The organism is Streptomyces europaeiscabiei, assembly GCF_036346855.1.
GTDB lineage: Bacteria > Actinomycetota > Actinomycetes > Streptomycetales > Streptomycetaceae > Streptomyces > Streptomyces europaeiscabiei.
The window spans coordinates 7974035-7996945 of sequence record NZ_CP107841.1 but is presented as its reverse complement, the minus strand read 5'-3'; the positions used below and the strand labels follow the sequence as shown (position 1 = coordinate 7996945).

The following is a 22911-nucleotide window of genomic DNA, read 5'->3' as shown; positions in this document are numbered from 1 at the left end:
TCGAGCAGGCCGGCGAGACCTGGCTCAGCGAGGGCTGCTCCCGGAATACCCCGGGAGCAGGGGGTGTCAGGAAGTGGCGGTAGCCGGAAGCTCGGGGCGGACCGGGTGAACGTCGGACGCTGCCGGGAGGGAAAGGACCATGGTGAGGCCGCCGCCGGGGGTGTCCTCAGCGGCGAGGGTGCCGCCCATCGCCTCCGCGAAGCCGCGCGCCACCGCCAGACCCAGGCCCACCCCGGCTCCGCGCGGCGCATCCCCGTACCGCTGGAACGGCTCGAAGATGCGGTCCTTGGCATCGTCCGGGACACCCGGGCCACGGTCCACCACCCGGATCTCCACCCGATCGGCCATCGCAGACGCCGACACCAGGACCCGCTCCTCGGCAGGGCTGTACTTCACCGCGTTCTCGACCAGGTTGGCGACCGAGCGTTCAAGGAGCCCGGGGTCGACGGCGACCATCGGCAGGGTCTCGGGGATGTCGAGTTCGACGCTGTCCTCGGGTACGCCGCCCAGTGCCATCGGCACCACCTCGTCGAGGTCGATCTCGCGGATCAGCGTGGTGACCGTGCCGGTCTGCAGCCGGGACATGTCCAGCAGATTGCCCACGAGATTGTCGAGACGGTCCGCACCCTCCTCTATGCCTTCGAGCAGCTCCGCCCGGTCCTCCTCGGACCAGTCCACGTCATCGGATCTGAGCGAGGAGACAGCGGCTTTTATGCCCGCCAGGGGTGTACGGAGGTCATGGCTGACGGCGGCGAGCAGCGCCGTACGGATGCGGTTGCCCTCGGCCAGCGCACGCGACTGGTCGGCCTCGGACTGGAGCCGCCGGCGATCCAGGACCACCGCGGCCTGTGCGGCGAACGCGGCGAGCACCCGCTGGTCCTCGGCCGGCAGCACCCGCCCCGAAAGAGCCAGCGCCATCCGGTCGCTGACCGGCATGTCGACGTCCGCGTCCTCCGGCCGTGCGACCGCCGTTCGCGTGCCCACGCTGCCCGCGCAGGTCCACGGATCGACGTCACTGGCCCGCTCCAGCAGGGCGACCGACTCCATCCCGAAGGTCTCCCGGACCCGCTCCAGCAGCGACTCCAGGCTGTTCTCCCCGCGCAGCACACTGCCCGCCAGCACGGAGAGGATCTCCGACTCGGCGCGCAGCCGCGCCGCCTGATGCGTGCGCCGGGCCGCGAGGTCCACCACGGAGGCCACCGACACGGCGACGCCGACGAAGATGGCGATGGCAACGATGTTCTTGGGGTCGGCGATCGTCAGGGTGTGGATGGGCGGGGTGAAGAACCAGTTCAGCAGCAGGGAGCCCACCACCGCCGAGGCCAGGGCCGGGTAGAGCCCGCCGAGCAGGGCCGCGGCCACCGTCAGGGTCAGGAACAGCAGCATGTCGTTGGCCAGGCCGACCGAAGGCGTGACGCCGGTGAGCAGCAGCGTCAGGAGGGCCGGTCCGGCCACGCCTACCAGCCAGCCCCAGATGACCCGGGACCGGCCGAGCCGCGCACTGCGGGCCACGGGCAGTCCGCGCCCCTTGCCCGCCTCGTCGTGTGTGATCAGGTGGACGTCGAGGTCGGGCCCCGACTCACGGGCCACCGTCGCGCCGACGCCCGGACCGAAGACGTACTGCCAGCCCCTGCGGCGCGACACCCCGAGGACGATCTGTGTGGCGTTCACACCGCGCGCGAAGTCCAGGAGCGCCGTCGATATGTTCTCCCCGATGACGTGGTGGAAGGTGCCGCCCAGGTCCTCCACGAGGGTGCGCTGGACGGCCAGTTCCTTCGGTGACGCGGAGGTCAGGCCGTCGCTGCGGGCGATGTAGACGGCCATGACCTCGCCGCCGGCCCCCTTCTCCGCGAGCCGCGCGGCCCGCCGGATCAGCGTGCGGCCCTCGGGCCCACCGGTCAGCCCGACGACGATCCGCTCGCGGGAGCCCCAGATCTTCGACACCTGGTGCTCGCTGCGGTACTCGTTCAGGTACTCGTCCACCCGGTCGGCGACCCACAGCAGCGCCAGCTCGCGCAGTGCGGTCAGGTTGCCCGGGCGGAAGTAGTTGGACAGGGCCGCGTCGACCTTGTCCGGCTTGTAGATGTTGCCGTGTGCCATACGCCGGCGCAGTGCCGCCGGGGACATGTCGACCAGCTCGATCTGGTCGGCCCGTCGGACGACCTCGTCCGGTACGGTCTCCTGCTGCCGGATGCCGGTGATGGACTCGACGACGTCGCCCAGCGACTCCAGGTGCTGGATGTTGACGGTCGAGATCACGTCGATGCCGGCCGCGAGGAGTTCCTCGACGTCCTGCCAGCGCTTGGTGTTGCGCGAGCCGGGGATGTTGGTGTGGGGCAGCTCGTCGACGAGGGCCACCCGGGGGTTCCGGGCGAGCACCGCGTCCACGTCCATCTCGGTGAAGACGGTTCCCCGGTACTCCAGTTCCCTGCGCGGGATCTGTTCCAGGCCGTGCAGCATCACCTCGGTGCGCGGCCGGTGGTGGTGCTCCACGAAGGCGACCACGCAGTCCGTGCCCCGCTCGACGCGACGGTGCGCCTCGGACAGCATCGCGTAGGTCTTGCCGACGCCCGGTGCCGCACCGAGGTAAATCCGAAGCTTGCCGCGTGCCATCTTCTCGTCTCTTCGTCTCTGCGGGCGGGGGCCGGTGCGGGTGCCAGTACGGGTACGGGGGGGCGGTGAAGTGCGGGGCCGGTCCGTGGTGACCGCGCCCGCTTCAGCCTTCGAAGCGGTATCCCATGCCGGGCTCGGTGATGAGATAGCGGGGGTGAGAGGGGTCCGACTCAAGCTTGCGGCGCAGTTGGGCCATGTAGACCCGTAGATAGTTGGTCTTGTTGCTCTGTGTGACCCCCCAGACCTCCTGGAGCAGGTGCTTCTGCGTGACCAGCCGACCGGGGTTGGTGACCAGGATCTCCAGCAGGTGCCACTCGGTCGGGGTGAGTCGTATGTCGTGTCCGTCCCGGGTGGCCTTCTTGGCAAGCAGGTCGATGGTGAAGTCGTCCGTCGTCACCAGGACGGTTTCGGGGGCGAGCGGTGTCGACTCGGTGCGGCGGACGGCCGCGCGGAGCCGGGCCAGCAGTTCGTCCATGCTGAACGGCTTGGTGACGTAGTCGTCGGCGCCCGCGTCCAGAGCGGCCACCTTCTCGTCGGAGGCCCGGCGGGCGGACAGGACCAGGATCGGTACGCGGGTCCAGCCGCGCAGAGCCTTGATGACGTCCACGCCGTCCATGTCGGGCAGGCCCAGATCGAGGAGGACCACGTCGGGCTGGCGAGCGGCGGCGAGGCGGAGCGCGGTGGCGCCGTCGGGCGCCGGGTCCACTCCGTACTGGCGGGCCTGCAGGTTGATCACCAGAGCCCGGACGAGCTGAGGGTCGTCCTCCACCACCAGAACCCGGGTCATCGGTGTACGCCTTTCCTGTCGTGCGGAGGGCCGGAGCCGTGCGGAACAAGCTTCATGGCTGCGGGAGTTGACGGATCGGAGTGTCGCCCGGTCTGCCAACTCCCGCGTGGTGCGCGTAAGGCCATCAGCTCTTCGCCACGAGTTCCTTGAGCGCGATGTTGAGTTCGAGGACGTTGACCCGCGGCTCGCCGATGAAGCCGAGGGTGCGGCCGTCGGTGTGGTCGTCGACCAGTTTCTGCACCTGGGCGACGGTCAGTCCGTTCTGCTCGGCGATCCGGTGGACCTGGAGGTCGGCGTACTCCGGGGAGATGTCCGGGTCGAGGCCGGAGCCGGAGGACGTGACCGCGTCGGCGGGTACGTCGGCGGGCTTGACCGTGTAGCCGCCCACCGAGTTGTCCTTGATGACGGCGGCCTTGGCGGCAGTCACCCAGTCAATGAGGTCCTTGTTGTCGCCGGAGCGGTTGGTCGCGCCGGAGAGGATCAGCTTGTACTGGGTGTTGACGCTGTTGCTGCCGAGGCCGTTCTGCGGCCGTCCCTGGAACCACTTCAGGTCGGGAGCCGGTGTCTCCTCACCCTTCTTCAACGGCAGGTTGTACGACTGCCCGATGAGCGACGAGCCGACGACCTTGCCCTCCGACTTGATCTCCGAGCCGTTCGCCTTGTCGTTGAACAGGGCCTGGGCGACACCGGTGACGGCCAGGGGGTAGATGACGCCCGTCACCACGGTGAGCACGAGGAGCGCGCGCAGGCCGGCCCAGAGCAACCGGGCGGTGTTGGTAACCGAGTTGTTCATGGGATCAGCCGATTCCGGGGATGAGGGAGATGAGCAGGTCGATGATCTTGATGCCGATGAAGGGGGCGATCAGGCCGCCGATGCCGTAGATCGTGAGGTTGCGGCGGAGCATCTTGTCGGCGCTCATCGGCTTGTACTGCACGCCTCGCAGCGCGAGCGGCACCAGCGCGATGATGATCAGCGCGTTGAAGATGACGGCGGAGAGGATCGCGGAGTCGGGCGAGGACAGTCCCATGATGTTGAGCTTGTCCAGGCCCGGATAGACGGCAGCGAACAGCGCCGGGATGATCGCAAAGTACTTCGCGACGTCGTTGGCGATGGAGAACGTCGTCAACGCGCCCCGGGTGATGAGGAGTTGCTTGCCGATCTCGACGATCTCGATCAGCTTCGTCGGGTTGGAGTCCAGGTCCACCATGTTCCCGGCCTCCTTGGCTGCCGAGGTTCCGGTGTTCATGGCCACACCCACGTCGGCCTGGGCGAGGGCCGGCGCGTCGTTCGTACCGTCACCCGTCATCGCGACCAGCTTGCCGCCCGCCTGCTCCCGCTTGATGAGGGCCATCTTGTCCTCGGGAGTCGCCTCCGCGAGGAAGTCGTCGACGCCCGCCTCCTCGGCGATCGCCTTGGCGGTCAGCGGGTTGTCGCCCGTGATCATGACCGTCTTGATGCCCATGCGGCGCAGTTCGTCGAACCGCTCCCGCATGCCCTCCTTGACGACGTCCTTGAGGTGGATGACGCCCAACACCCGTGCCCCGTCGGTGTCCTCGACGGCCACGAGCAGCGGGGTGCCTCCGGCCTCGGAGATCCGGTCGGTGAGCGCGCCGGCGTCCTCGGACACCTCGCCGCCCTGCTCCCGCACCCAGGCGACGACCGATCCGGCCGCGCCCTTGCGGACCTTACGCCCGTCGACGTCCACGCCCGACATGCGGGTCTGGGCGGTGAAGGCGATCCACTCGGCACCGGCCAACTCGCCCTGCTGGCGCTCGCGCAGCCCGTACTTCTCCTTCGCCAGGACGACGATGGAGCGGCCCTCGGGCGTCTCGTCGGCCAGCGAGGACAGCTGGGCGGCGTCCGCGACCTGGGCCTCCGTCGTCCCGCTCACCGGCACGAACTCCGACGCCTGCCGGTTGCCCAGCGTGATGGTGCCCGTCTTGTCCAGCAGCAGGGTCGAGACGTCACCGGCGGCCTCGACGGCACGCCCCGACATGGCGAGCACATTGCGCTGCACCAGCCGGTCCATGCCCGCGATGCCGATCGCCGACAGGAGCGCGCCGATCGTGGTCGGGATGAGACAGACCAGCAGCGCCACCAGCACGACCATCGTCAGATGCGTGCCCGCGTAGTCCGCGAACGGCGGCAGGGTCGCCACCGCCAGCAGGAACACGATGGTCAGCGAGGCCAGCAGGATGTTCAGCGCGATCTCGTTCGGCGTCTTCTGCCGGGCCGCGCCCTCGACCAGGGCGATCATGCGGTCGATGAAGGTCTCGCCGGGCTTCGTCGTGATCTTGACGACGATCCGGTCGGACAGCACCTTCGTACCGCCGGTCACGGCCGACCGGTCGCCGCCCGACTCGCGGATCACGGGAGCCGACTCACCAGTGATCGCCGACTCGTCCACCGACGCGACGCCCTCGACGACATCACCGTCGCCGGGGATGATGTCACCGGCCTCACAGACGACCAGGTCGCCGATCCTGAGCTCGGTCCCGGGCACCTGCTCCTCGGATTTGCCGTCCGAGGCCAGCCGCCGCGCGATCGTGTCGGTCTTGGCCTTGCGGAGTGTGTCCGCCTGGGCCTTGCCGCGCCCCTCTGCGACCGCCTCCGCCAGGTTGGCGAAGATCACGGTCAGCCAGAGCCAGACGCTGATGGCCCAGCCGAACCAGTCGCCCGGATCCTTGAAGGAGAACACCGTCGTCAGCACGGACCCGACCAGCACCACGAACATCACGGGGGACTTGACCATCACCCGCGGATCCAGCTTGCGGCACGCGTCCGGCAGCGCCTTCAGCAGCAGCTTCGGGTCGAACAGACCCGCACCGACGCGTCCTTCGTCCTTGTGGCCGGTCGGCACATCGCTGTGCGGCGCCCGGGTAGGGGTGGATGTGGACATCGAGTCCTCTTGCTTCTCTGTGCGGGTGGTCATGACGCCAGCCCCTCGGCCAGCGGACCCAGCGCGAGCGCCGGGAAGTAGGTCAGACCGGTGATGATGAGGATCGCGCCCACCAGCAGACCCGTGAACAGGGGCTTCTCGGTCCGCAGGGTGCCCGCGGTCGCCGGCACCGGCTGCTGCTCGGCCAGCGAACCTGCCAGCGCGAGGACGAACACCATCGGCAGGAACCGGCCCAGGGCCATGGCGAGACCCAGGGTCGTGTTGAACCACTGGGTGTCCGCGTTCAGCCCGGCGAAGGCCGAACCGTTGTTGTTCGACGCGGAGGTGTAGGCGTACAGGATCTCGGAGAAGCCGTGCGCACCACTGTTGGTCATCGAGTTGCCCGGGGTCGGCAACGCCATCGCCGCTGCCGTGAAGACGAGCACCAGCGCCGGGGTGATCAGGATGTAGCAGGCCGCGAACTTGATCTCACGGGTGCCGATCTTCTTGCCCAGGTACTCGGGCGTACGGCCGACCATAAGACCGGCGATGAACACCGCGATGACCGCCATGATCAGCATGCCGTAGAGGCCGGAGCCGGTACCACCGGGCGCGATCTCGCCCAACTGCATGCCCAGGATCGTGATCCCGCCGCCGAGCCCAGTGAACGAGGAGTGGAAGGAGTCCACCGCCCCCGTCGAGGTCAGCGTCGTCGACACCGCGAAGATCGACGAGGCGCCGACCCCGATACGGGTCTCCTTGCCCTCCATCGCACCGCCGGCGATGTCGAACGCCGGGCCGTGGTGGGCGAACTCCGTCCACATCATCAGGGCGACGAAGCCGACCCAGATGGTCGCCATGGTGGCGAGGATCGCGTAGCCCTGCTTCAGGCTGCCGACCATCCGGCCGAACGTCCGGGTCAGCGAGAACGGGATCACCAGCAGCAGGAAGATCTCGAACAGGTTGGTGAACGGCGTCGGGTTCTCGAAGGGGTGCGCGGAGTTGGCGTTGAAGTAGCCGCCGCCGTTGGTGCCGATCTCCTTGATGGCCTCCTGCGAGGCGACCGCGCCCCCGTTCCACTGCTGGGACCCGCCCATGAACTGCCCGACCTCGTGAATGCCGGAGAAGTTCTGGATCACGCCGCACGCGACCAGCACGACCGCGACGACGACGGAGAACGGCAGCAGGATGCGTACGACACCGCGCACCAGGTCGGACCAGAAGTTGCCCAGCTCACCGGTACGCGAACGGGCGAACCCTCGTACCAGGGCCACCGCGACGGCGATGCCGACGGCCGCCGAGACGAAGTTCTGGACCGCCAGTCCACCGGTCTGGACGAGGTGGCCCATGGCCTGCTCGCCGTAGTAGGACTGCCAGTTGGTGTTCGTCACGAAGGACACGGCCGTGTTGAACGCCTGGTCCGGGTCGATCGAGGAGAAGCCCAGCGAGCCCGGCAGGACACCCTGGAGCCGCTGGAGCAGGTAGAGGAAGAGGACCGAAACGGCCGAGAAGGCGAGGACACCGCGCAGGTAGGCGGGCCAGCGCATCTCGGTGTTCGGATTGGCGCCGATGCCCTTGTAGATCCACTTCTCGACGCGCCAGTGCTTGTCGGAGGAGTAGACCTTGGCCATGTAGTCGCCGAGGGGGACGTAGGCGAGCGCCAGTGCCGCTATCAGAGCGAGCAGCTGGAGCATGCCGGCAAGTACGGGACCCATCGCGTTCTCAGAACCTCTCCGGGAAGATCAGGGCGAGGACGAGATAACCCAGGAGGGCGACGGCCACGATCAGGCCGACAACGTTCTCGGCGGTCACAGCTTCGTCACCCCCTTGGCGGCGAGAGCCACCAGCGCGAACACCGCGATCGTGATGACGACGAAGGCCAGGTCGGCCATCGCTAACTCCTAGATGAGGTTCGGATCGAGCGGACTGTTAGAGGAAAGCGCCTGTCTGGCCGGATTCGGCTGTCGTTGACGCCTCCCATACGCAGGTTCGTGCGCCTTTGACGGAACTCTTACGGCGGGCTGATCCATCTGCCGGAACCAATCCCCCCGGGCGCCTGATCGCGCCGCCGGCCAGGACCGTGATGTACGGGCCATCGGGGCGGGGATCAGATGGGGTCAGATACGGAATCGCAGTCGGCAGATCACCGCGTCCGTGTCCTTCCGCACGGCGTGGGCGACCACGGCGCCCCGCTGGTTCTGCAGCAGCCGCTGCCACAGCCGGTCCGGCTCGACCTCGGCGATCAGCACGGTCACTCGGGCACCGGGCTCGGCAGCGGCCGTCTCGCCCACGTAGGCGGCGATCGGGCGGCCCAGGGAGCGGCGCTCGGAGGTGAGCGGGATCAGCGGCACGCCGGGGTCCCAGCGGGCCCAGTCGCGGGCCAGGGCGGCCGCGTGGGCACGGTCCTCGGGGTCGGAGTGGCAGACGGTGACCGCGCGCACCTCGTCGCCGAGGGAGGCGGCGGCGTTGATGGCCTCGCAGGTCAGCCGGGACAGGTTCGACACGGGCACGATCACCACGGAACGGTCGCGGTGCGGCGGCTCGGGGATCCGGCCCAGGCCCAGCCGCTCGCCGATCCGGCCGTAGGCGCGGTGCACGGCCGTGAAGGCGGCGACCAGCAGCGGCAGGGCGATCACGATCAGCCAGGCGCCCTCCTCGAACTTCGTCGCCGTCACGACCACGGCCGACACACCCGTCAGGACGGCGCCGAAGCCGTTCAGCAGCGCCTTGCCCCGCCAGCCCGTCCCACGCTCCTCGCGCCAGTGCCGGACCATGCCGACCTGGGCGATCGTGAAGCCGACGAAGACACCGATGGCGAACAGCGGCACGAGAGTGTTGGTGTCACCGCCGGAGAAGACCAGCAGCGCGGCGGAGATCAGGGACAGCGCCAGTACGCCGTGGCGGTGGACCTGGCGGTCGGCCTTCAGTGCGAAGACGTGCGGCAGGTAGTTGTCCCGGGCGAGGAGCTTCAGCAGCACCGGGAGACCGCCGAAGGACGTGTTCGCGGACAGGGCGAGCAGGATCATCGTCGCGAACTGGATGACGTAGAAAGCCCAGTTGTGCCCGAGCGAGGCGTCCGCGAGCTGGGCCAGGACGGTGACGCCCTCGACCGGCTGGAGGTGGAAGCGCGAGATCAGCACCGACAGCCCGATCAGCATCACCCCGAGCACGGCCCCCAGCGCCACCTCCGCACGCTGCGCCCGCTTGACCCGTGGCACCCGGAAGGACGGCACGGCGTTGGCGAGGGCCTCCACACCGGTGAGCGCCGAACAGCCCGAGGCGAAAGCTTTCAGCAGGAGCAGGGCCCCGACGGTGGTGGCGTTGTCCGCGAGGACGGAGGCATGCCCGGCCGCGGTGGCCGTACTGACGGGCGCCGACCGGAACAGCCCGACCGCGATCAGGATCAGAATCGAGACGACGAACACGGCGGTCGGCACGATGAACGCCTTCGCCGACTCCACGATCCCACGCAGGTTCACCGCGGTGATCAGCACCAGGACCACGAGGCACAGCAACAGCCGGTCGCCGTACAGGGAGGGAAACGCCGAGGTCAGGGCGGCGACACCCGCAGTCACGGCGACGGCGACATTGAGTACGTAGTCGAGGACCAGGGAGGCGGCGGCCACCAGGCTGGTGCGCGCCCCGAGGTGCGTCTTCGCCACGGCGTACGAACCCCCGCCGTCCGGGAAGGCCGCGATGACCTGCCGGTACGAGGCGACCAGCACCGCGAGCAGCCCGGCGATCGCCAGCGTCACCGGCAGCGTGAACCCGAGCCCGTGCGCGCCGGCGGCGGCCAGCACCAGGACGATCGCCTCGGGGCCGTACGCCACCGACGCCATCGCGTCCAGCGAGAGAGCGGCCAGGCCGGTGACAGCGGTCAGCCGGTGCCGTTCACCGGTATCGGGCGGTTCCTCGGCGGCGGGGGCCTCGCCCGGCTCGATGGTCAGGACAGACATGGACGCGTGCTCCTTGGACGAAGGGCCCGCGCACGCGGGGAGGCGATGCGCGGGTGTGCCCAGGCTCTGTCCGATTCCCGCCGTGTGCGACCGCTCCTTGCGCCTTCTTCGCGCCGAAGCCCCCAACCTTGACGCTGCCTTGACGGCCCTGTGACCCGCACGACTTCCGTCGCGGTGATGTCCCGACCCTCGGCCCGCATCGCTGCGGGCGTCAAGGAGGAGCAGGGCACCCGTCAGAGTCGCGTCAAAGGGCGGGATCCCGGCCTCCCGGATGCCTACCGTCGGTCCTATGGGACGCAGCCATGACGCGCGGGACGACTCGGTCCACTCACACGCACAGCCCGCCGCGGAAGTGACGTACGACCGCCGCTGGGCCGGGGAACTACGCGGCGCGGTCCAGTGCTCGACCGTACTTCTCGCTCTTCTCCTGCTGATCGACTGGGGCGACGGCAGCCTCACGACCGTACGGTGCGGGCTGTGGGCCGGTCTCGCCGCGCTCCTGTTCGTGATCCTCTTCCCGCCCAGGGTCACTGCGGGCCAGGGCTGGCTGTCCTCGCGCGCGCTGCTGCGCGAGCGGCGGGTCCGCACCGACCGGTTGGTGTCGGTGCGCTGCCTGGACGGCGTCTCCCAACGGCTCCTCCTGCGGGACGAGTTCGGCGGCCGGGTCGAGATCGATCCCCAGGTTCTGATGAGCAATCCTGAGCTGTGGCGCCACCTGCACGAGGACGCCCACAAGTCGGCCGACGCCGGGCTGCTGCTCTGCGGGGCGACAGCGCTGCACCAGTTGTCCGAGCAGATCGACCGTGCGACGGCTCTGACGGTGTTCAAGGTCTCCGGGCTGGACTGAGCCCGTCGCACGAAGTGCTGCTCGGCGGACCGGTCGGGGCTCGTCCCCGGCCGGTCCGCCGGATGCGGCTCCGGTGCCGCCGGTTTCGCTGGTACCGCCGGTGTGCCTCCTCCGGTGTCAGCCGTCCTGTACCGGCCCCGCCGTGTCGAGGGCCGCGCCCGTCTGGTCGGCGAGGGTGACCGCGACAAGGCGAGCCCGGAGCGGCGGGACGGCACCCTGACCGGGCGTGAGCATGAAACGGCCGAGGTAGTGGCCGTTGCCGTACGTGCGCAGTTCGATCTCGCCGTCCGGCCAGCCGCCGGCGTCGACGTCCCAGCGCCGGCGGCCGACCGCGATGTTCCCGTCCTGCTCCAGGCGGGGTGGCCGACCCATGAGGGTGCCGTACTCGAAGCGGCAGGCACGCAGGCCGAGCAGTTCGGTCAGCTGGCCCCGGACGTGGTCGACCACTGTGTCCGCGGAGTTGGCCGACTGGGCGAGTGCGGCGGTCTCGTGGATGCGCCGGAGGTGGTCGGCGTCCGTCACCGTGATCACTTCCAGGCGGCGGGCACGGGCCGCGAGCTGGGACACGATCAGGCCGACGATCAGCAGAAGCACCGCCGTCTCGATGTCACCGGAGGCGTTGATGTCGAAGGTCTGGTACGGGCGGGTGAGGAAGAAGTCGTACCAGGCCGTCGCCGACAGCGCGGCGAGCACGCCGGCCACGCGGCTCCCGAGAGCGGCGACTGCGACGACGGCCACGACGAGAATCAGCGCGGCGTTGGTGCGGGACAGGTCGGTACGGAAGGGCACGAGTGCGAGTGCCACCAGGAACGGTCCCACGAGCCCCGCCGCCAGGGCGAGCCTGTCCCGGAGCGGATAACCGGTCATCACACCGTCTCCTCCTGCGTTCGCCACAGCGCCTGAGGGCCCATGCCCTCGTACGCCGCTTCCGGAGCTCATACGCCGCCTCCTATGGTCTGCGTACCACTGGGATGCTCCGCCCGCTCGGCGAAGGGCAGGGACAGCACCATGGTCAAACCGCCGCCGGGAGTGTCCTCCGGGGTGAGGGTGCCGTCCATGGCCTCCGCCAGGCCCCGCGAGAGTGCCAGGCCCAGGCCGAGCCCCGTCGTGTTGTCGGTGTCGCCCAGGCGCTGGAACGGCTCGAAGAGTCGGTCGCGGTCGGTCGGCGGAAGGCCGGGGCCCCGGTCGACGACCCGGACCTCCACCCGGCCGGCGTGGGCGCTCGCGGTCAGCAGTACCTTGCGCCCCGCCGGACTGTGGCGGGCGGCGTTGCCGACCAGGTTGGCGATCACCCGCTCCAGCAGCGGCGGGTCGGCCAGCACCACCGGAACCTCCTCCAGGCCCGCCACCTCGACCTCGGGGGTGTCGGCGAGCGCGGCCGGGAGTACCTCTTCCAGGGTGGTGGCGCGCAGGTCGAGGGTGAGGGCGCCGGCCTGGAGGCGGCTGAGGTCGAGGAGGTTCTCGATCAGCCGGTTCAGCCGGGCCATGGACTCGTCGGCGGTGGCGAGGAGTTCGTTCCGGTCCTCGGGCGAGAACTCCACGTCGCGACTGCGCAGCGAGGTGACGGCTGCCCAGCCGGCGGCCAGCGGGGTGCGCAGGTCGTGGCCGACGGCCCGCAGCAGTGCCGTACGCATCCGGTCGGCGGCCTTGACCGGCTCGACCTCGGCGGCGGCCTCGGCCAGCCGGGCCCGCTCGACCGCCGACCCCACGTGCGCGGCGAAGGCGGCCAGGACCCGCCGCTCGGAGGAGGGGAGGGTGCGGCCTCTCAGGACCAGGAAGGCACCGGGGCCGGCGGGTACGGCCGTCATGCCGTCCTCTCCGGGCGGCTCGTCCATCAGCTCCGCCAGTTCCGCCGAGGCCATGCCGAAGGTCTCGCGGGTACGTTCCACCAGTGCGGGTATGGTCGCGCCGCCCCGCACGATGGTGCCCGCGAGCGAGGACATCGTCTCCGCCTCGGCGGTGGCGCGGGCGGAGCGCCGGGACAGGCGTAGCGAGCGGTCCACGACGGCGGCGACCACGGCGGCCACCACCGCGAAGACGGACAGGGCGACGAACGCGTTCGGATCGTCGAGCGTGAACTCTCCGACGGGCGGAATGAACCAGTAGTTGAGCAGCACCGACGCCGTCAGCGACGCGATCACCGCCGACATGACCCCGCCTATGCAGGCCACCCCCACCACGGTGAGCAGGTAGAGCAGGGCCTCGCTGGTGAGGTTGAGCTTGTCCCTGGCCACGTTCAGGTCCAGTAGGAAGGTGAGTGCAACGGGCAGCAGCAGTCCGGCGACCGGGCCCGCTGTGCGCCGTACGGTCGACAGGGTCCGGCGCCGGGAGGGCAGCAGCGTGCCGCGCCCCGCCCGCTCGTGCGTGACCTTGTGGACGTCGATGTCGCCGGAGAGCTCGACCACCGTCTCGCCGGTGCCGCGTCCGGTGACGAAGCGTTCGAGACGGCCACGGCGGCTGGTGCCGAGGACGAGCTGGGTGGCGTTCTCGGCGCGCGCGAACTCCACCAAGGCGCCGGCGACGTCGTCTCCGACCACGGAGTGGTAGCTGCCGCCGAGGTCCTCGATCAGCCGCCGCTGCCGGGCCAGGGAGGCGTGCGAGGTGCCGGCGGCGAGGCCGTCGCTGCGCGTGACGTGGACGGCGAGGAGATCACCGCCGGCCGACCTGTCGGCGATCCGGGCGGCCCGGCGGATCAGTGTGTCGCCCTCCGGTCCGCCCGTCAGGGCCACGACCACTCGCTCCCGGGTCTCCCACACCCCGCCGATGCCGTGCTCGGAGCGGTACGACTGAAGGGCCTCGTCCACGCGGTCGGCGACCCAGAGCAGGGCGAGCTGTCGCAACGCCGTCAGGTTCCCGGGGCGGAAGTAGTTGGCGAGGGCCGCGTCGATCTTCTCGGGGGCGTAGATGTTGCCGTGCGCCATCCTGCGACGCAGTCCTTCGGGCGGGATGTCCACCAGCTCCACCTGATGGGCCCGTCGTACGGCCTCGTCGGGCACCGTCTCGTGCTGCGGCACTCTGGTGATCTTCTCGACGACGTCGTTGAGGGATGCGAGATGCTGGATGTTGAGGGCGCTGATGACATCGATCCCCGCCGCGAGCAGTTCCTCGATGTCCTGCCAGCGCTTGGGGTTGCGGCCGCCGCCGGGGACGTTGCTGTGGGCGAACTCGTCGACGATCGCGACCTGCGGGCGGCGCGCGAGGACCGCGGCGAGGTCCATCTCCTCGAACTCCCCGCCGCGGTAGACGCACGAGGCCCGCTCGACGACTTCCAGTCCGTCGAGCATCCCCTCCGTGCCGGGACGCCCGTGGCACTCGACGAACCCCACCACGACATCCGCGCCGCGTGCCGCTCTGCGCCGCGCCTCGTCGAGCATGCGATAGGTCTTCCCCACCCCCGGGGCGGCACCGAGGTAGACCTTGAGGCGTCCGGGGCGTACGTCACCCGCACCCGCCGGTACCTCACCTCTGCCGGTCCGTACCTCACTAGTATTGGTCCGTACGTCACTCATCGCAGCCGACGTGCTCCGCTCACTGGCGATCAACTCCCCGGGGGGAAGGGGTTACTGCCCCTACCGAAGCGCTTGTCCGAGGTCCTCGGCGCGTTCCTTGACGCATCCTTGGCGCCGGTCACGAGGACGTTGACACCGCCTTGACGGGTGATGGCCCGATAGGGTGAAGGAGGTGTGCCGGGAAGTCTGGTCGGCGGGGAGCCACAAGGTCTCCTCATCTTGGCCAAGGGGACGGCATGCGCAGCGTAGGAACGGTCCTGGCTCTCGTCGTACTCGCCACCCTGGTGGCGACCTTCGCCCGCCGGTGGCGAATCCCGGCCCCCTCCCTCCTCGTGGTCGCCGGCCTCACCGTCGCCCTGCTGCCCGGCACGCCCGAGATCGGGATCGACCCCGAGATCATCGGCCTGGTCGTCCTGCCCCCGCTGCTGTACGCGAGCGCCGAGGAACTGTCGTGGCGCGAGCTGCGCGCGGTCTGGAAACCGGTCGGGATTCTGTCCGTCGGCCTGGTGCTGGCCTCGGCCGCGGCGGTCGGCGCGGTGGCGTCTCTGGTGAGTCCGCTGTCGTGGCAGATGGCCTTCGTGCTGGGCGCGGTGCTCGCCAGCACCGACCCGGTGGCGGTCACCGCGCTGGGCAGACGGCTCGCGCTGCCGCCGAAGGTGCAGGTGCTGGTCCAGGCCGAGAGCCTCTTCAACGACGCGACCTCCCTCGTCCTGTTCCGCGTCGCGGTCGGTGTCGCCGTGGCATCGGCGGCGGGCGGCTGGGGTGCGGCGGCGGGTGAGTTCGCGCTGCTGGCGGGCGGCGGTATGGTCATCGGCGCGGCGGTCGCGGGCGTGGTGACACTGATCCGGCGGCGCACCGAGGACCCGGTACTGGAGACGGTGATCGCCCTGGTCACGCCGTACGCGGCCTACGTCCTGGCCGAGGCCGCACACGCGTCGGGGGTCACCTCCGTCGTGGTGGCCGGGGTGGTGCTGGGGGGTCACGGCGACCGTCTCACCAACGCCCGCATCCGCCTCCAGTTGCACGCGGTCTACGCAACCGTGGTCTTCCTGCTGGAGAGCGTGGTGTTCAGCCTCATCGGACTCGCGCTGCCTGCCCAGGTGCGGGCCCTGTCAGACGGCGACAGAGCCTGGCCCCTGTACGCGCTCGCCGTCGCCGCCACGCTGATCGCCATGCGCATGCTGTGGCTGGCCCCCCTGTCCGCGGTGGTCCAGCGCAAGGGCGGCATCCAGCGCATGAACTGGCGGGTGCCGATGGTGCTCACCTGGGCGGGCACCCGAGGCGTGGTCCCGCTGGCGGCCGCGCTGTCCATCCCCGTCGCGGCGGACGACGGCTCCGCGCTCACGGAACGCCCTCTCGTCCTGGTACTGACCACCTCGGTCGTCGTAGTGACCCTCGTCGTGCAGGGCTTCACCCTCGCCCCGGTCGTACGCCGCTCCGGCATCGCCCTCGAACCCGACCACACGGAACGCGAGGAGGCCGAGGCCCGGTGCAGCCTGGCGAACGCGGGTCTCGGCCGCCTGGACGAGATCTCCGAGCTGGAGGCGGTCCCGGACGTCGTCCTCGACCGCCTCCGCCGCGGGCTCACGGCCCGTCTCGACGCAGCCCGCGACCGCCTCACCCAGGTCGACGGCGACGGCGCGCCGACGGAATCCGCCGACCTCACCTACCGCCAGCTCCGCCGCGACCTGATCACGGTCGAGGAGGCCGAACTCCAGCGCCTGTACGACGACCACCGCATCAGCGACACGACCCGCCGTCGGCTGCAACGCTCCCTGGACCTGGAGGAGACACGGCTGACGGACACCTAGAGACGCATGGCTCACGAGCGTTGCCCTCGGCCACGGGCGACCTGCTCCGCCGCAACCTCATGCTGTACGGGCTCGGCGGGCCGATACTCCCCTTCCTGGGCATCAAGCTCATCGACCTGCTGATATCGCGGGTGCCCGGACCGGGGTAAGGAGCAAGACCCCGTCAAGGAACCGTCCACGCACGTCAGGGGCGCGTAAGGGATGGCCAGCTGGGCTTGTCCGGGACGGCTCGCACGGGTTCCATCGACAGCATGAACAGCGAGTGGCTCCTCATCGACCGGCCGCCCCATCGGGCGTCCCGTCATGTGCCCCGCTGTCCGGAAACGCCCGCGTCCGCCGTCCGCTGACGCGACTTCCGTAGCCCCTGGGGCGCCGCGACACCTGTCCGGCGCCCTTTCTCATGCCCGTACGCCAGTCGTACGGGGACCCGAACCCGTACGTGACTCCGTACGCGCACTCCTGGATGGACCATGTCTGACGCCACCCTCTCCCCTCGCTCCGGCCGTACCGTCCTCGTCACCGGTGCCACCTCCGGCATCGGCCTGGAGACGGCCCGGCAGCTCGCCGAGCGCGGCGCCACCGTGCTGCTGCACGGCCGCACCGCCGAGGAGGCGCGCGCCGCCGCCGACCGGCTCGTCGCCACAGCGGGTATCGACGCCGCCCAACTGCACACGTACGCAGCCGACTTCACCCACCTCGACGAGGTCGAGACCCTGGCCGACCACATCATCCTCGACCACCCGCACCTCGACGTCCTCGTCAACAACGCGGGCATGGCGGCGCCCGAGCGGCACACCGTCACCGCGGACGGCAACGAGATCGCCTTCCAGGTCAACTTCCTCGCCCACTACCTGCTGACGTGCCTGCTGGAACCGGCACTCACCAGCTCCCCCGGCGGCCGAGTCGTCAACGTCTCCTCGTCGCTGCACCGCACCGGGTCCATCCAGTGGAGCGACCCGAACCGCGTCCGCCGCTACTCCCGGCTCGCCGCGTACGCCCAGTCCCAGCTCGCGCTCACGGTGTTCGCGGCCGACCCGCGCGTCACGGCGGTCTCGGTGCACCCGGGCGTCTGCGACACGGCGCTGCTCCGGCTCTACTCCCACGAGGGCGTCACGCCGGCCGAGGGAGCGGCATCCGTGGTCCGGCTGTGCGACCCGGCGGTCGAGATCGTCAACGGCGCCTACTACGACCGTGGCGAGCGGGTCGCCCCGGCACCGGCCGCGGTGGAGGACCGCACGGTGAAGCGTCTCAGCAGATTGGCCGACCTGCTCGTCGGCCGCGCTGCTTGAACTCGCCCTATAGGAAAAGGAATTGATGCACATGTCGAAGCGCGCCCGGAAAAAGAGGGCCCGTCGCAAGAAGAAGTCGAACCACGGCCACAGGCCCGGCCGGCGCTGACCCGACCGGAGGGGCGGGCGGAGAGACAGGACCGGCCATACGGCCGCGCCGTCCCCGCCCGCCCTTCCCTGTCCCCTCAGCGACGCACAGAGGCGTCGGTGATCGAACAGAAAGGCATGCGCAAGGTGACCGGGCCCGTGAAACGGGCGTACGCGATGACGCTGGGTGTCCGCGCCTGACCGGCGGCCCGTAACGTCCCCCAAATGGCCCAGGCCGCTCCCCGAAGCCAGGACGTCGTCACCTTGGCGTGCCTCCCATGGTCACACCGCCCCTCTTAACGGAAGCTTGACGCCCTCGGCGGACTCATCCGTGGGCCTGTGCGTCACTCTCTGCATACGCTGGTGCCGCCGTCCGTGTGATGGCCGGAACCGCACGCCGAGCCGGACATCAGGAGTACGCCGATGGCCACCACCGAACACCCTCCTCCCAGTCGTCTGCGCGCCTGGATGCTGGAGGGCCTGTCAGACATGGGCAAAGGTCGGCAGGCGGCGCCGCGGCCCGCCAAGCCGGAGCCCGTGCACAAGGGCCAGCGCTGGTGGCGGGTGATGTGCCTGACCGGCGTCGACTACTTCTCCACACTCGGATACCAGCCGGGCATCGCGGCTCTCGCCGCGGGGCTGCTGTCGCCCGTGGCCACGATCGTGCTGGTCGTCGTCACCCTGGCGGGCGCTCTGCCGGTGTACCGGCGGGTCGCCGAGGAGAGCCCGCACGGCGAGGGCTCGATCGCCATGCTGGAGCGGCTGCTGACCTTCTGGAAGGGCAAGCTGTTCGTCCTGACCCTGCTCGGTTTCGCCGCCACCGACTTCCTGATCACCATCACCCTGTCTGCCGCCGACGCCTCCACCCACCTGGTGGAGAACCCTCATCTGGCCGATGCGCTGCACGACAAGCAGGTGCTGATCACCATGATCCTTGTCGCCCTGCTCGGCGCGGTGTTCCTCAAGGGCTTCCTGGAGGCGATCGGTGTCGCCGTGGCGCTGGTGGGCCTCTATCTGGCGCTCAACGTCGTGGTCGTGATGACCGGGCTCTGGCACGTGGCCACCGAGGGGCATGTGATCAGCGACTGGTCCACCGCCCTGACCGCCGAGCACGGAAACGTCTTCGCCATGGTGGGTGTGGCGCTGCTGGTCTTCCCGAAGCTGGCGCTCGGACTGTCCGGCTTCGAGACCGGTGTCGCCGTCATGCCGCACGTCGAGGGCGATCCCGAGGACACCGAGGAGAACCCGAAGGGCCGTATCCGCGGCACGAAGAAGCTGCTGACCACGGCCGCGCTCATCATGAGCGTGTTCCTGATCGCAACCAGCTTCATCACCACGCTGCTCATCCCGGAGAAGGAGTTCGAGTCGGGCGGCGAGGCCAACGGACGCGCGCTCGCGTATCTGGCACACGAGTACCTGGGCAACGCCTTCGGCACGGTCTACGACGTGTCCACCATCGCCATCCTGTGGTTCGCCGGCGCCTCCGCCATGGCCGGGCTGCTCAACCTGATGCCCCGCTACCTGCCCCGGTACGGCATGGCCCCGCACTGGGCCCGCGCCGTCCGCCCGATGGTCATCGTCTTCACCCTGATCGGGTTCCTGGTCACCTGGATATTCGACGCGGACGTCGACGCACAGGGCGGCGCCTACGCCACCGGCGTCCTGGTCCTCATCAGCTCCGCCGCGATCGCCGTGACCATCGCCGCCCGCAAGGCCGGCCAGCGCAACTGGACGATCGGTTTCGCCGTGATCTCGGTGGTCTTCCTCTACGTCACCGTCGCGAATGTCATCGAACGCCCGGACGGCGTGAAGATCGGCGCCTGCTTCATCGCCGGCATCATCCTCGTCTCCCTCCTCTCGCGCCTCGCCCGTGCCTTCGAACTCCGCGTCACCAGCGTGACCTTGGACGACATGGCGCAGCGGTTCGTACGGGACATCGCCAGCCGCCGGATCCGGTTCATCGCCAACGAGCCCGACAACCGCGACATCGCCGAGTACCGCGAGAAGATCGAGCAGATCCGCCACGACAACGACGTCCCCGCCCAGGAGGACTTCGTCTTCGTCGAGGTCACCGTCCTGGACCCCTCCGAGTTCGAGGCGGACCTGACCGTACGGGGCGAGGTCCTGCACGGCCGCTACCGCGTCCTCACCCTGCAGTCGTCCTCCGTTCCCAACGCGCTGGCCGCCCTCGTCCTGCACGTCCGGGACACCACCGGCTGCCTCCCGCACATCTACTTCGAGTGGACCGAGGGCAGCCCCTTCGCCAACTTCCTGCGCTTCTTCCTCTTCGGCCAGGGCGAGGTCGCCCCGGTCACCCGAGAGGTCCTGCGCGAGGCCGAACCGGACCGGGCCCGGCGACCGCGGGTGCACGTGGGCTGACCGCCGGGTCCGGCCCCCGGCGCTCGGCGGCTGGCCCACCTGTTCGGTGGAGGTCGCCGAGCGCCGGAACGGCACCGTCAGCGCGTCGTGTCCAGAACCTCGCGCGCCTGCCGGATGCAGGTGTCCAGGATGTCGACGGCGGCGTCGATGTCGGCGTCGGCGTGCTCCGCCATGACCTGCATACGGAAGCGGGCCGCGTCGGAGGCGACCGCGGGCTGTTCGACGAGGTGGGCTATCAGCCCGGCCCTCGCGATGAGCCCGGAGGCGATCCGTCCGGCGGCGGTGTGACCGATGAGTACGGGGACGACGGGACAGACCACGTCACCCATGACCTCCAGCCCCCGGGCCGTCAGGCCGTCGCGCAGCCGGGCGGCGTTGCGGATGACGGCTTCCCGTCGCCGGGCACCCTCCGGCGACCGGATGATATCGAGGGCGGCCAGCGCGACCGCGGTCTGCACCGGGGTGATCGCACTGGAGAAGGTCTGTGGTCCGCCGAACATCCGGACGAACTCGCGCGCCGATGCCGAGTTGGTGGCCATGAAGCCGCCCGTGGTGGCGAAGGACTTGGAGAACGCGCCGACGACGAAGTCCACCTGACCCAGCACCCCGTACACCTCGGGCTGGCCGCCACCGCCTTCGCCCATCGCCCCGAAGTCGTGCGCAACGTCCACCAGCAGTTTGGCGTCGAACTCACGGCAGAGCGCGACCAGTTCCGCCAGGTGCGGGGTGTCGGAGTCCATCGAGAACACGCCCTCCGTCACCACCAGGACGGCGTTCTTCGTGTCGGTTGCACGGATGCCACTGAGGTGTCGGCGGACGGCTTCGTTGTCGAGGTGCCGGAAGAACTCGACAGTGGCCCCGCTGGCTGCGGCGCCCTGGCGCAGCGAGTCGTGCGAGAGCTTGTCCAGCAGGATGTGGTCACGGCGGTGCATCAGTGAGCGGATCGTCCCGAAGCCGGCGGCCCAGCCGGTGGGGAAGAGCATGACGTGCTCGGTACGCAGCGCCTCTGCGAGGCCCGCCTCCAGCGCCTTGCTCAGCGGGTTCGCGCCGCCCAGGGCGGGTGACCCGGCGGTGATCGGACCGTAGTCGCGCAGCGCCTGGTGGGCGGCCTCGTGGACCGCGGGGTGCGTGGTGAGCGAAAGGTAGTCCTGGCCACCGAAGTTGGGGCCGTGTGTGACCACGCCACGATCCGAGACGGCGGTGGCGCGCGGGGTGAGGGAGGTGTCGTAGCGGCGGAAGTAGGGCCACAGCTCCGCCTGTTCACGATCCTGCTGCCAGGCGAGGTACGCGTCGTTGCGGGTGGTCAGATCGGGCCCGGACACGGTGCGGAAGCGCATGATGTCCTTCTCGCGGGCATCTATGTGCCTGTCGACCGCAGCGGTTGTGGGGGCGCCGGGCGTGGTTGTCGTCATGGTGCTCACTGTTTCCTTCGGACAGACATACGGCCCGGAGCACGGAGCAGCCGGACCGTTCACGACGCTACGGCGGCGCGAACGCCCCAAACCGTTCCCTGACGCCTTCTTGATCGTCTCGCCGGATGTCTTGTCGACCTCCTGTCGCCCTCCTGACGCGGAGGACCGCAGCGGGCTCACCTCTCATCCTCGGGAGCACGCCGGCGCAGCCCACACCCAGACACGCCCCTCGGCAACCAGCCGCTCGATCAACTCCTCGGCCGGGGCCGACGGGGTCCTTCCCAAAAACGCCGGAAGACTCGCTGACGGCTGGTCAGGTCATCACGTAAGGGCAGGTCACAGGCACAGCGACCGTATCCTCGCCAGGCGCCTTCTAAGCGCCTGCTCTGTTCTCAGATGTGATGAAGGCTCCGCGTTGGACACCAACCACGTCACAGCAGCAGCCAGATCTCCTAGACCGGCACAAGGCCAAGTACAGAGGAAGCCAGGTCGGGTGGGCCCGTTCGGTCATGACTAGGGGATGCCCGTCGACCACTGCTGGAGCCATGGAACGGACGGCGACGGCGGGTTCCAGTGCCTTGGGGGGGGCGGTCTACGCTTTGAGCGGCGTCGACAGAGACAATCCAGCGGGGACGCCAGGGCTGTTGGCGCGAGAAAGCGTCCCGGAATGCGACGAGTCCTTGTCGCGTCGCATTCAACGCCAGCAACTGTCTGCGCGTCTGAGCATCGGCAACATGCAGCCCGGGAGTGCTCCGATAGAACGACACGAGTTCCCGGACATCCGGGCTCACTGCGGTGCGGGACAGGGCAGCTTCGGCGGCTCCCGGCTTGCATGGACCAAGAACTCAGGTTCGGACAGCAAATCACCGACTCACCCGGCCTGTTGCGCGTGAGTAAGTAGGTGGCGGACCAAGTAAGTGGGTACGGCATCCCAGGTCCGGCGGTGCCCCCGAGGACCGACGTGGGTGGCCAGAAAGTGTTCGCAAATCTCGTCTGAAGAGGGAGCACGTCGGTGAACGACGCGGGTAACGGCTGGCCCACGAGATGATCGGCGACTCCTTGGCGGAAGAGGCGGCAGCGCAGGTAGCGGGTGAAAATATCCGCGACGAGAAAGGCGCCCCAAGCCTTGCTTACATGGGCTGCGCAGAGACGCGTTGCTGTCGACCACGCAAGTTGGTCGCATACCTCCCTCATCTCCGGAAGGTCGTAAGCAGCGATATCCGAGAGCCTGCTGGCCAAATGGGCGGCCGCGTCGCTCCGTACTTCCGTCGGGTCTGCCAGGTCCAGGTTGATGAGACCGCCCTGCAGCTCAGCGGCTTCCCTCAGCCGGAGGAATTACGTC

General features: G+C 69.6%; 16 protein-coding genes. 6 read left to right on the top strand and 10 right to left on the bottom strand.

Annotation, left to right across the window (positions count from 1 at the left end; all coding sequences use genetic code 11):
- Positions 1 to 66 precede the first annotated feature (66 nt).
- From OG858_RS34830 to OG858_RS34800, 7 genes are all read right to left on the bottom strand, one after another.
- Positions 67 to 2613, bottom strand: a complete 2547-nt coding sequence (locus OG858_RS34830) for a sensor histidine kinase KdpD (RefSeq protein ID WP_328544113.1) — start codon at positions 2611 to 2613, stop codon at positions 67 to 69.
- A gap of 103 nt (positions 2614 to 2716) precedes the next feature.
- Positions 2717 to 3400, bottom strand: a complete 684-nt coding sequence (locus OG858_RS34825; protein ID WP_328544114.1) for a response regulator transcription factor — start codon at positions 3398 to 3400, stop codon at positions 2717 to 2719.
- 124 nt (positions 3401 to 3524) lie between these two features.
- Positions 3525 to 4193, bottom strand: coding sequence for a potassium-transporting ATPase subunit C (locus tag OG858_RS34820; protein WP_328544115.1), 669 nt, complete (start codon positions 4191 to 4193; stop codon positions 3525 to 3527).
- A 4-nt stretch (positions 4194 to 4197) separates the two neighbouring features.
- A complete protein-coding gene (gene kdpB, locus OG858_RS34815) occupies positions 4198 to 6333 on the bottom strand; it encodes a potassium-transporting ATPase subunit KdpB (RefSeq protein ID WP_328544116.1) in 2136 nt (711 codons plus the stop codon).
- Positions 6330 to 7994: a potassium-transporting ATPase subunit KdpA gene (gene kdpA, locus OG858_RS34810; protein ID WP_328544117.1), complete on the bottom strand. Its 1665-nt coding sequence runs from the start codon at positions 7992 to 7994 to the stop codon at positions 6330 to 6332. The genes kdpB and kdpA overlap by 4 nt, the downstream gene beginning before the upstream one ends.
- A gap of 7 nt (positions 7995 to 8001) precedes the next feature.
- Positions 8002 to 8091, bottom strand: a complete 90-nt coding sequence (kdpF, locus tag OG858_RS34805; protein ID WP_018566520.1) for a K(+)-transporting ATPase subunit F — start codon at positions 8089 to 8091, stop codon at positions 8002 to 8004.
- 305 nt (positions 8092 to 8396) lie between these two features.
- On the bottom strand, positions 8397 to 10235 hold the full coding sequence (locus tag OG858_RS34800) for an APC family permease (protein ID WP_328544118.1): 1839 nt from the start codon (positions 10233 to 10235) through the stop codon (positions 8397 to 8399).
- A 289-nt stretch (positions 10236 to 10524) separates the two neighbouring features.
- Here OG858_RS34800 and OG858_RS34795 point away from each other — a divergent pair, with 289 nt between their 5' ends.
- Complete coding sequence (locus OG858_RS34795) at positions 10525 to 11082, top strand: hypothetical protein (protein ID WP_328544119.1); 558 nt, start codon at positions 10525 to 10527, stop codon at positions 11080 to 11082.
- Positions 11083 to 11199: 117 nt separating this feature from the next.
- Here the strand turns inward: OG858_RS34795 and OG858_RS34790 are convergent, their stop codons facing one another.
- The gene (locus OG858_RS34790; RefSeq protein ID WP_328544120.1) at positions 11200 to 11949 is read right to left on the bottom strand and encodes a DUF4118 domain-containing protein; all 750 of its coding nucleotides are present in this window, start codon (positions 11947 to 11949) and stop codon (positions 11200 to 11202) included.
- Between the two features lie 68 nt (positions 11950 to 12017).
- The gene (locus OG858_RS34785) at positions 12018 to 14591 is read right to left on the bottom strand and encodes an ATP-binding protein (protein ID WP_328544121.1); all 2574 of its coding nucleotides are present in this window, start codon (positions 14589 to 14591) and stop codon (positions 12018 to 12020) included.
- Positions 14592 to 14827: 236 nt separating this feature from the next.
- Here OG858_RS34785 and OG858_RS34780 point away from each other — a divergent pair, with 236 nt between their 5' ends.
- The 5 genes from OG858_RS34780 (at position 14828) to OG858_RS34765 (ending at position 20157) form a co-directional block, all read left to right on the top strand.
- Positions 14828 to 16402 carry a Na+/H+ antiporter gene (locus OG858_RS34780; protein WP_328544122.1) on the top strand — a complete coding sequence of 525 codons (1575 nt, stop codon included), beginning with the start codon at positions 14828 to 14830 and terminating at the stop codon, positions 16400 to 16402.
- A 20-nt stretch (positions 16403 to 16422) separates the two neighbouring features.
- Positions 16423 to 16551 carry a hypothetical protein gene (locus tag OG858_RS34775; protein ID WP_328545370.1) on the top strand — a complete coding sequence of 43 codons (129 nt, stop codon included), beginning with the start codon at positions 16423 to 16425 and terminating at the stop codon, positions 16549 to 16551.
- A gap of 321 nt (positions 16552 to 16872) precedes the next feature.
- Positions 16873 to 17691, top strand: a complete 819-nt coding sequence (locus OG858_RS34770) for an SDR family NAD(P)-dependent oxidoreductase (protein ID WP_328544123.1) — start codon at positions 16873 to 16875, stop codon at positions 17689 to 17691.
- A 25-nt stretch (positions 17692 to 17716) separates the two neighbouring features.
- Positions 17717 to 17800, top strand: a complete 84-nt coding sequence (locus tag OG858_RS48275; RefSeq protein ID WP_408059502.1) for a 50S ribosomal protein bL37 — start codon at positions 17717 to 17719, stop codon at positions 17798 to 17800.
- Between the two features lie 401 nt (positions 17801 to 18201).
- Positions 18202 to 20157: an APC family permease gene (locus OG858_RS34765; protein WP_328544124.1), complete on the top strand. Its 1956-nt coding sequence runs from the start codon at positions 18202 to 18204 to the stop codon at positions 20155 to 20157.
- Between the two features lie 77 nt (positions 20158 to 20234).
- Here the strand turns inward: OG858_RS34765 and OG858_RS34760 are convergent, their stop codons facing one another.
- Entirely contained in the window at positions 20235 to 21569 is a 1335-nt protein-coding gene (locus OG858_RS34760) for an aminotransferase class I/II-fold pyridoxal phosphate-dependent enzyme (RefSeq protein ID WP_328544125.1), read from the bottom strand.
- Between the last annotated feature and the right edge of the window lie 1342 nt (positions 21570 to 22911).

Coding starts and splice junctions, on each gene's coding strand:
- OG858_RS34825 (WP_328544114.1), bottom strand. CDS start 3,400: ATGACCCGGGTTCTGGTGGTGGAGGACGACCCTCAGCTCGTCCGGGCT.
- OG858_RS48275 (WP_408059502.1), top strand. CDS start 17,717: ATGCACATGTCGAAGCGCGCCCGGAAAAAGAGGGCCCGTCGCAAGAAG.
- OG858_RS34795 (WP_328544119.1), top strand. CDS start 10,525: ATGGGACGCAGCCATGACGCGCGGGACGACTCGGTCCACTCACACGCA.
- kdpA (WP_328544117.1), bottom strand. CDS start 7,994: ATGGGTCCCGTACTTGCCGGCATGCTCCAGCTGCTCGCTCTGATAGCG.
- OG858_RS34760 (WP_328544125.1), bottom strand. CDS start 21,569: ATGACGACAACCACGCCCGGCGCCCCCACAACCGCTGCGGTCGACAGG.
- OG858_RS34765 (WP_328544124.1), top strand. CDS start 18,202: ATGGCCACCACCGAACACCCTCCTCCCAGTCGTCTGCGCGCCTGGATG.
- OG858_RS34830 (WP_328544113.1), bottom strand. CDS start 2,613: ATGGCACGCGGCAAGCTTCGGATTTACCTCGGTGCGGCACCGGGCGTC.
- kdpB (WP_328544116.1), bottom strand. CDS start 6,333: ATGACCACCCGCACAGAGAAGCAAGAGGACTCGATGTCCACATCCACC.
- OG858_RS34820 (WP_328544115.1), bottom strand. CDS start 4,193: ATGAACAACTCGGTTACCAACACCGCCCGGTTGCTCTGGGCCGGCCTG.
- OG858_RS34785 (WP_328544121.1), bottom strand. CDS start 14,591: ATGAGTGACGTACGGACCAATACTAGTGAGGTACGGACCGGCAGAGGT.
- OG858_RS34780 (WP_328544122.1), top strand. CDS start 14,828: ATGCGCAGCGTAGGAACGGTCCTGGCTCTCGTCGTACTCGCCACCCTG.
- OG858_RS34800 (WP_328544118.1), bottom strand. CDS start 10,235: ATGTCTGTCCTGACCATCGAGCCGGGCGAGGCCCCCGCCGCCGAGGAA.
- OG858_RS34770 (WP_328544123.1), top strand. CDS start 16,873: ATGTCTGACGCCACCCTCTCCCCTCGCTCCGGCCGTACCGTCCTCGTC.
- OG858_RS34790 (WP_328544120.1), bottom strand. CDS start 11,949: ATGACCGGTTATCCGCTCCGGGACAGGCTCGCCCTGGCGGCGGGGCTC.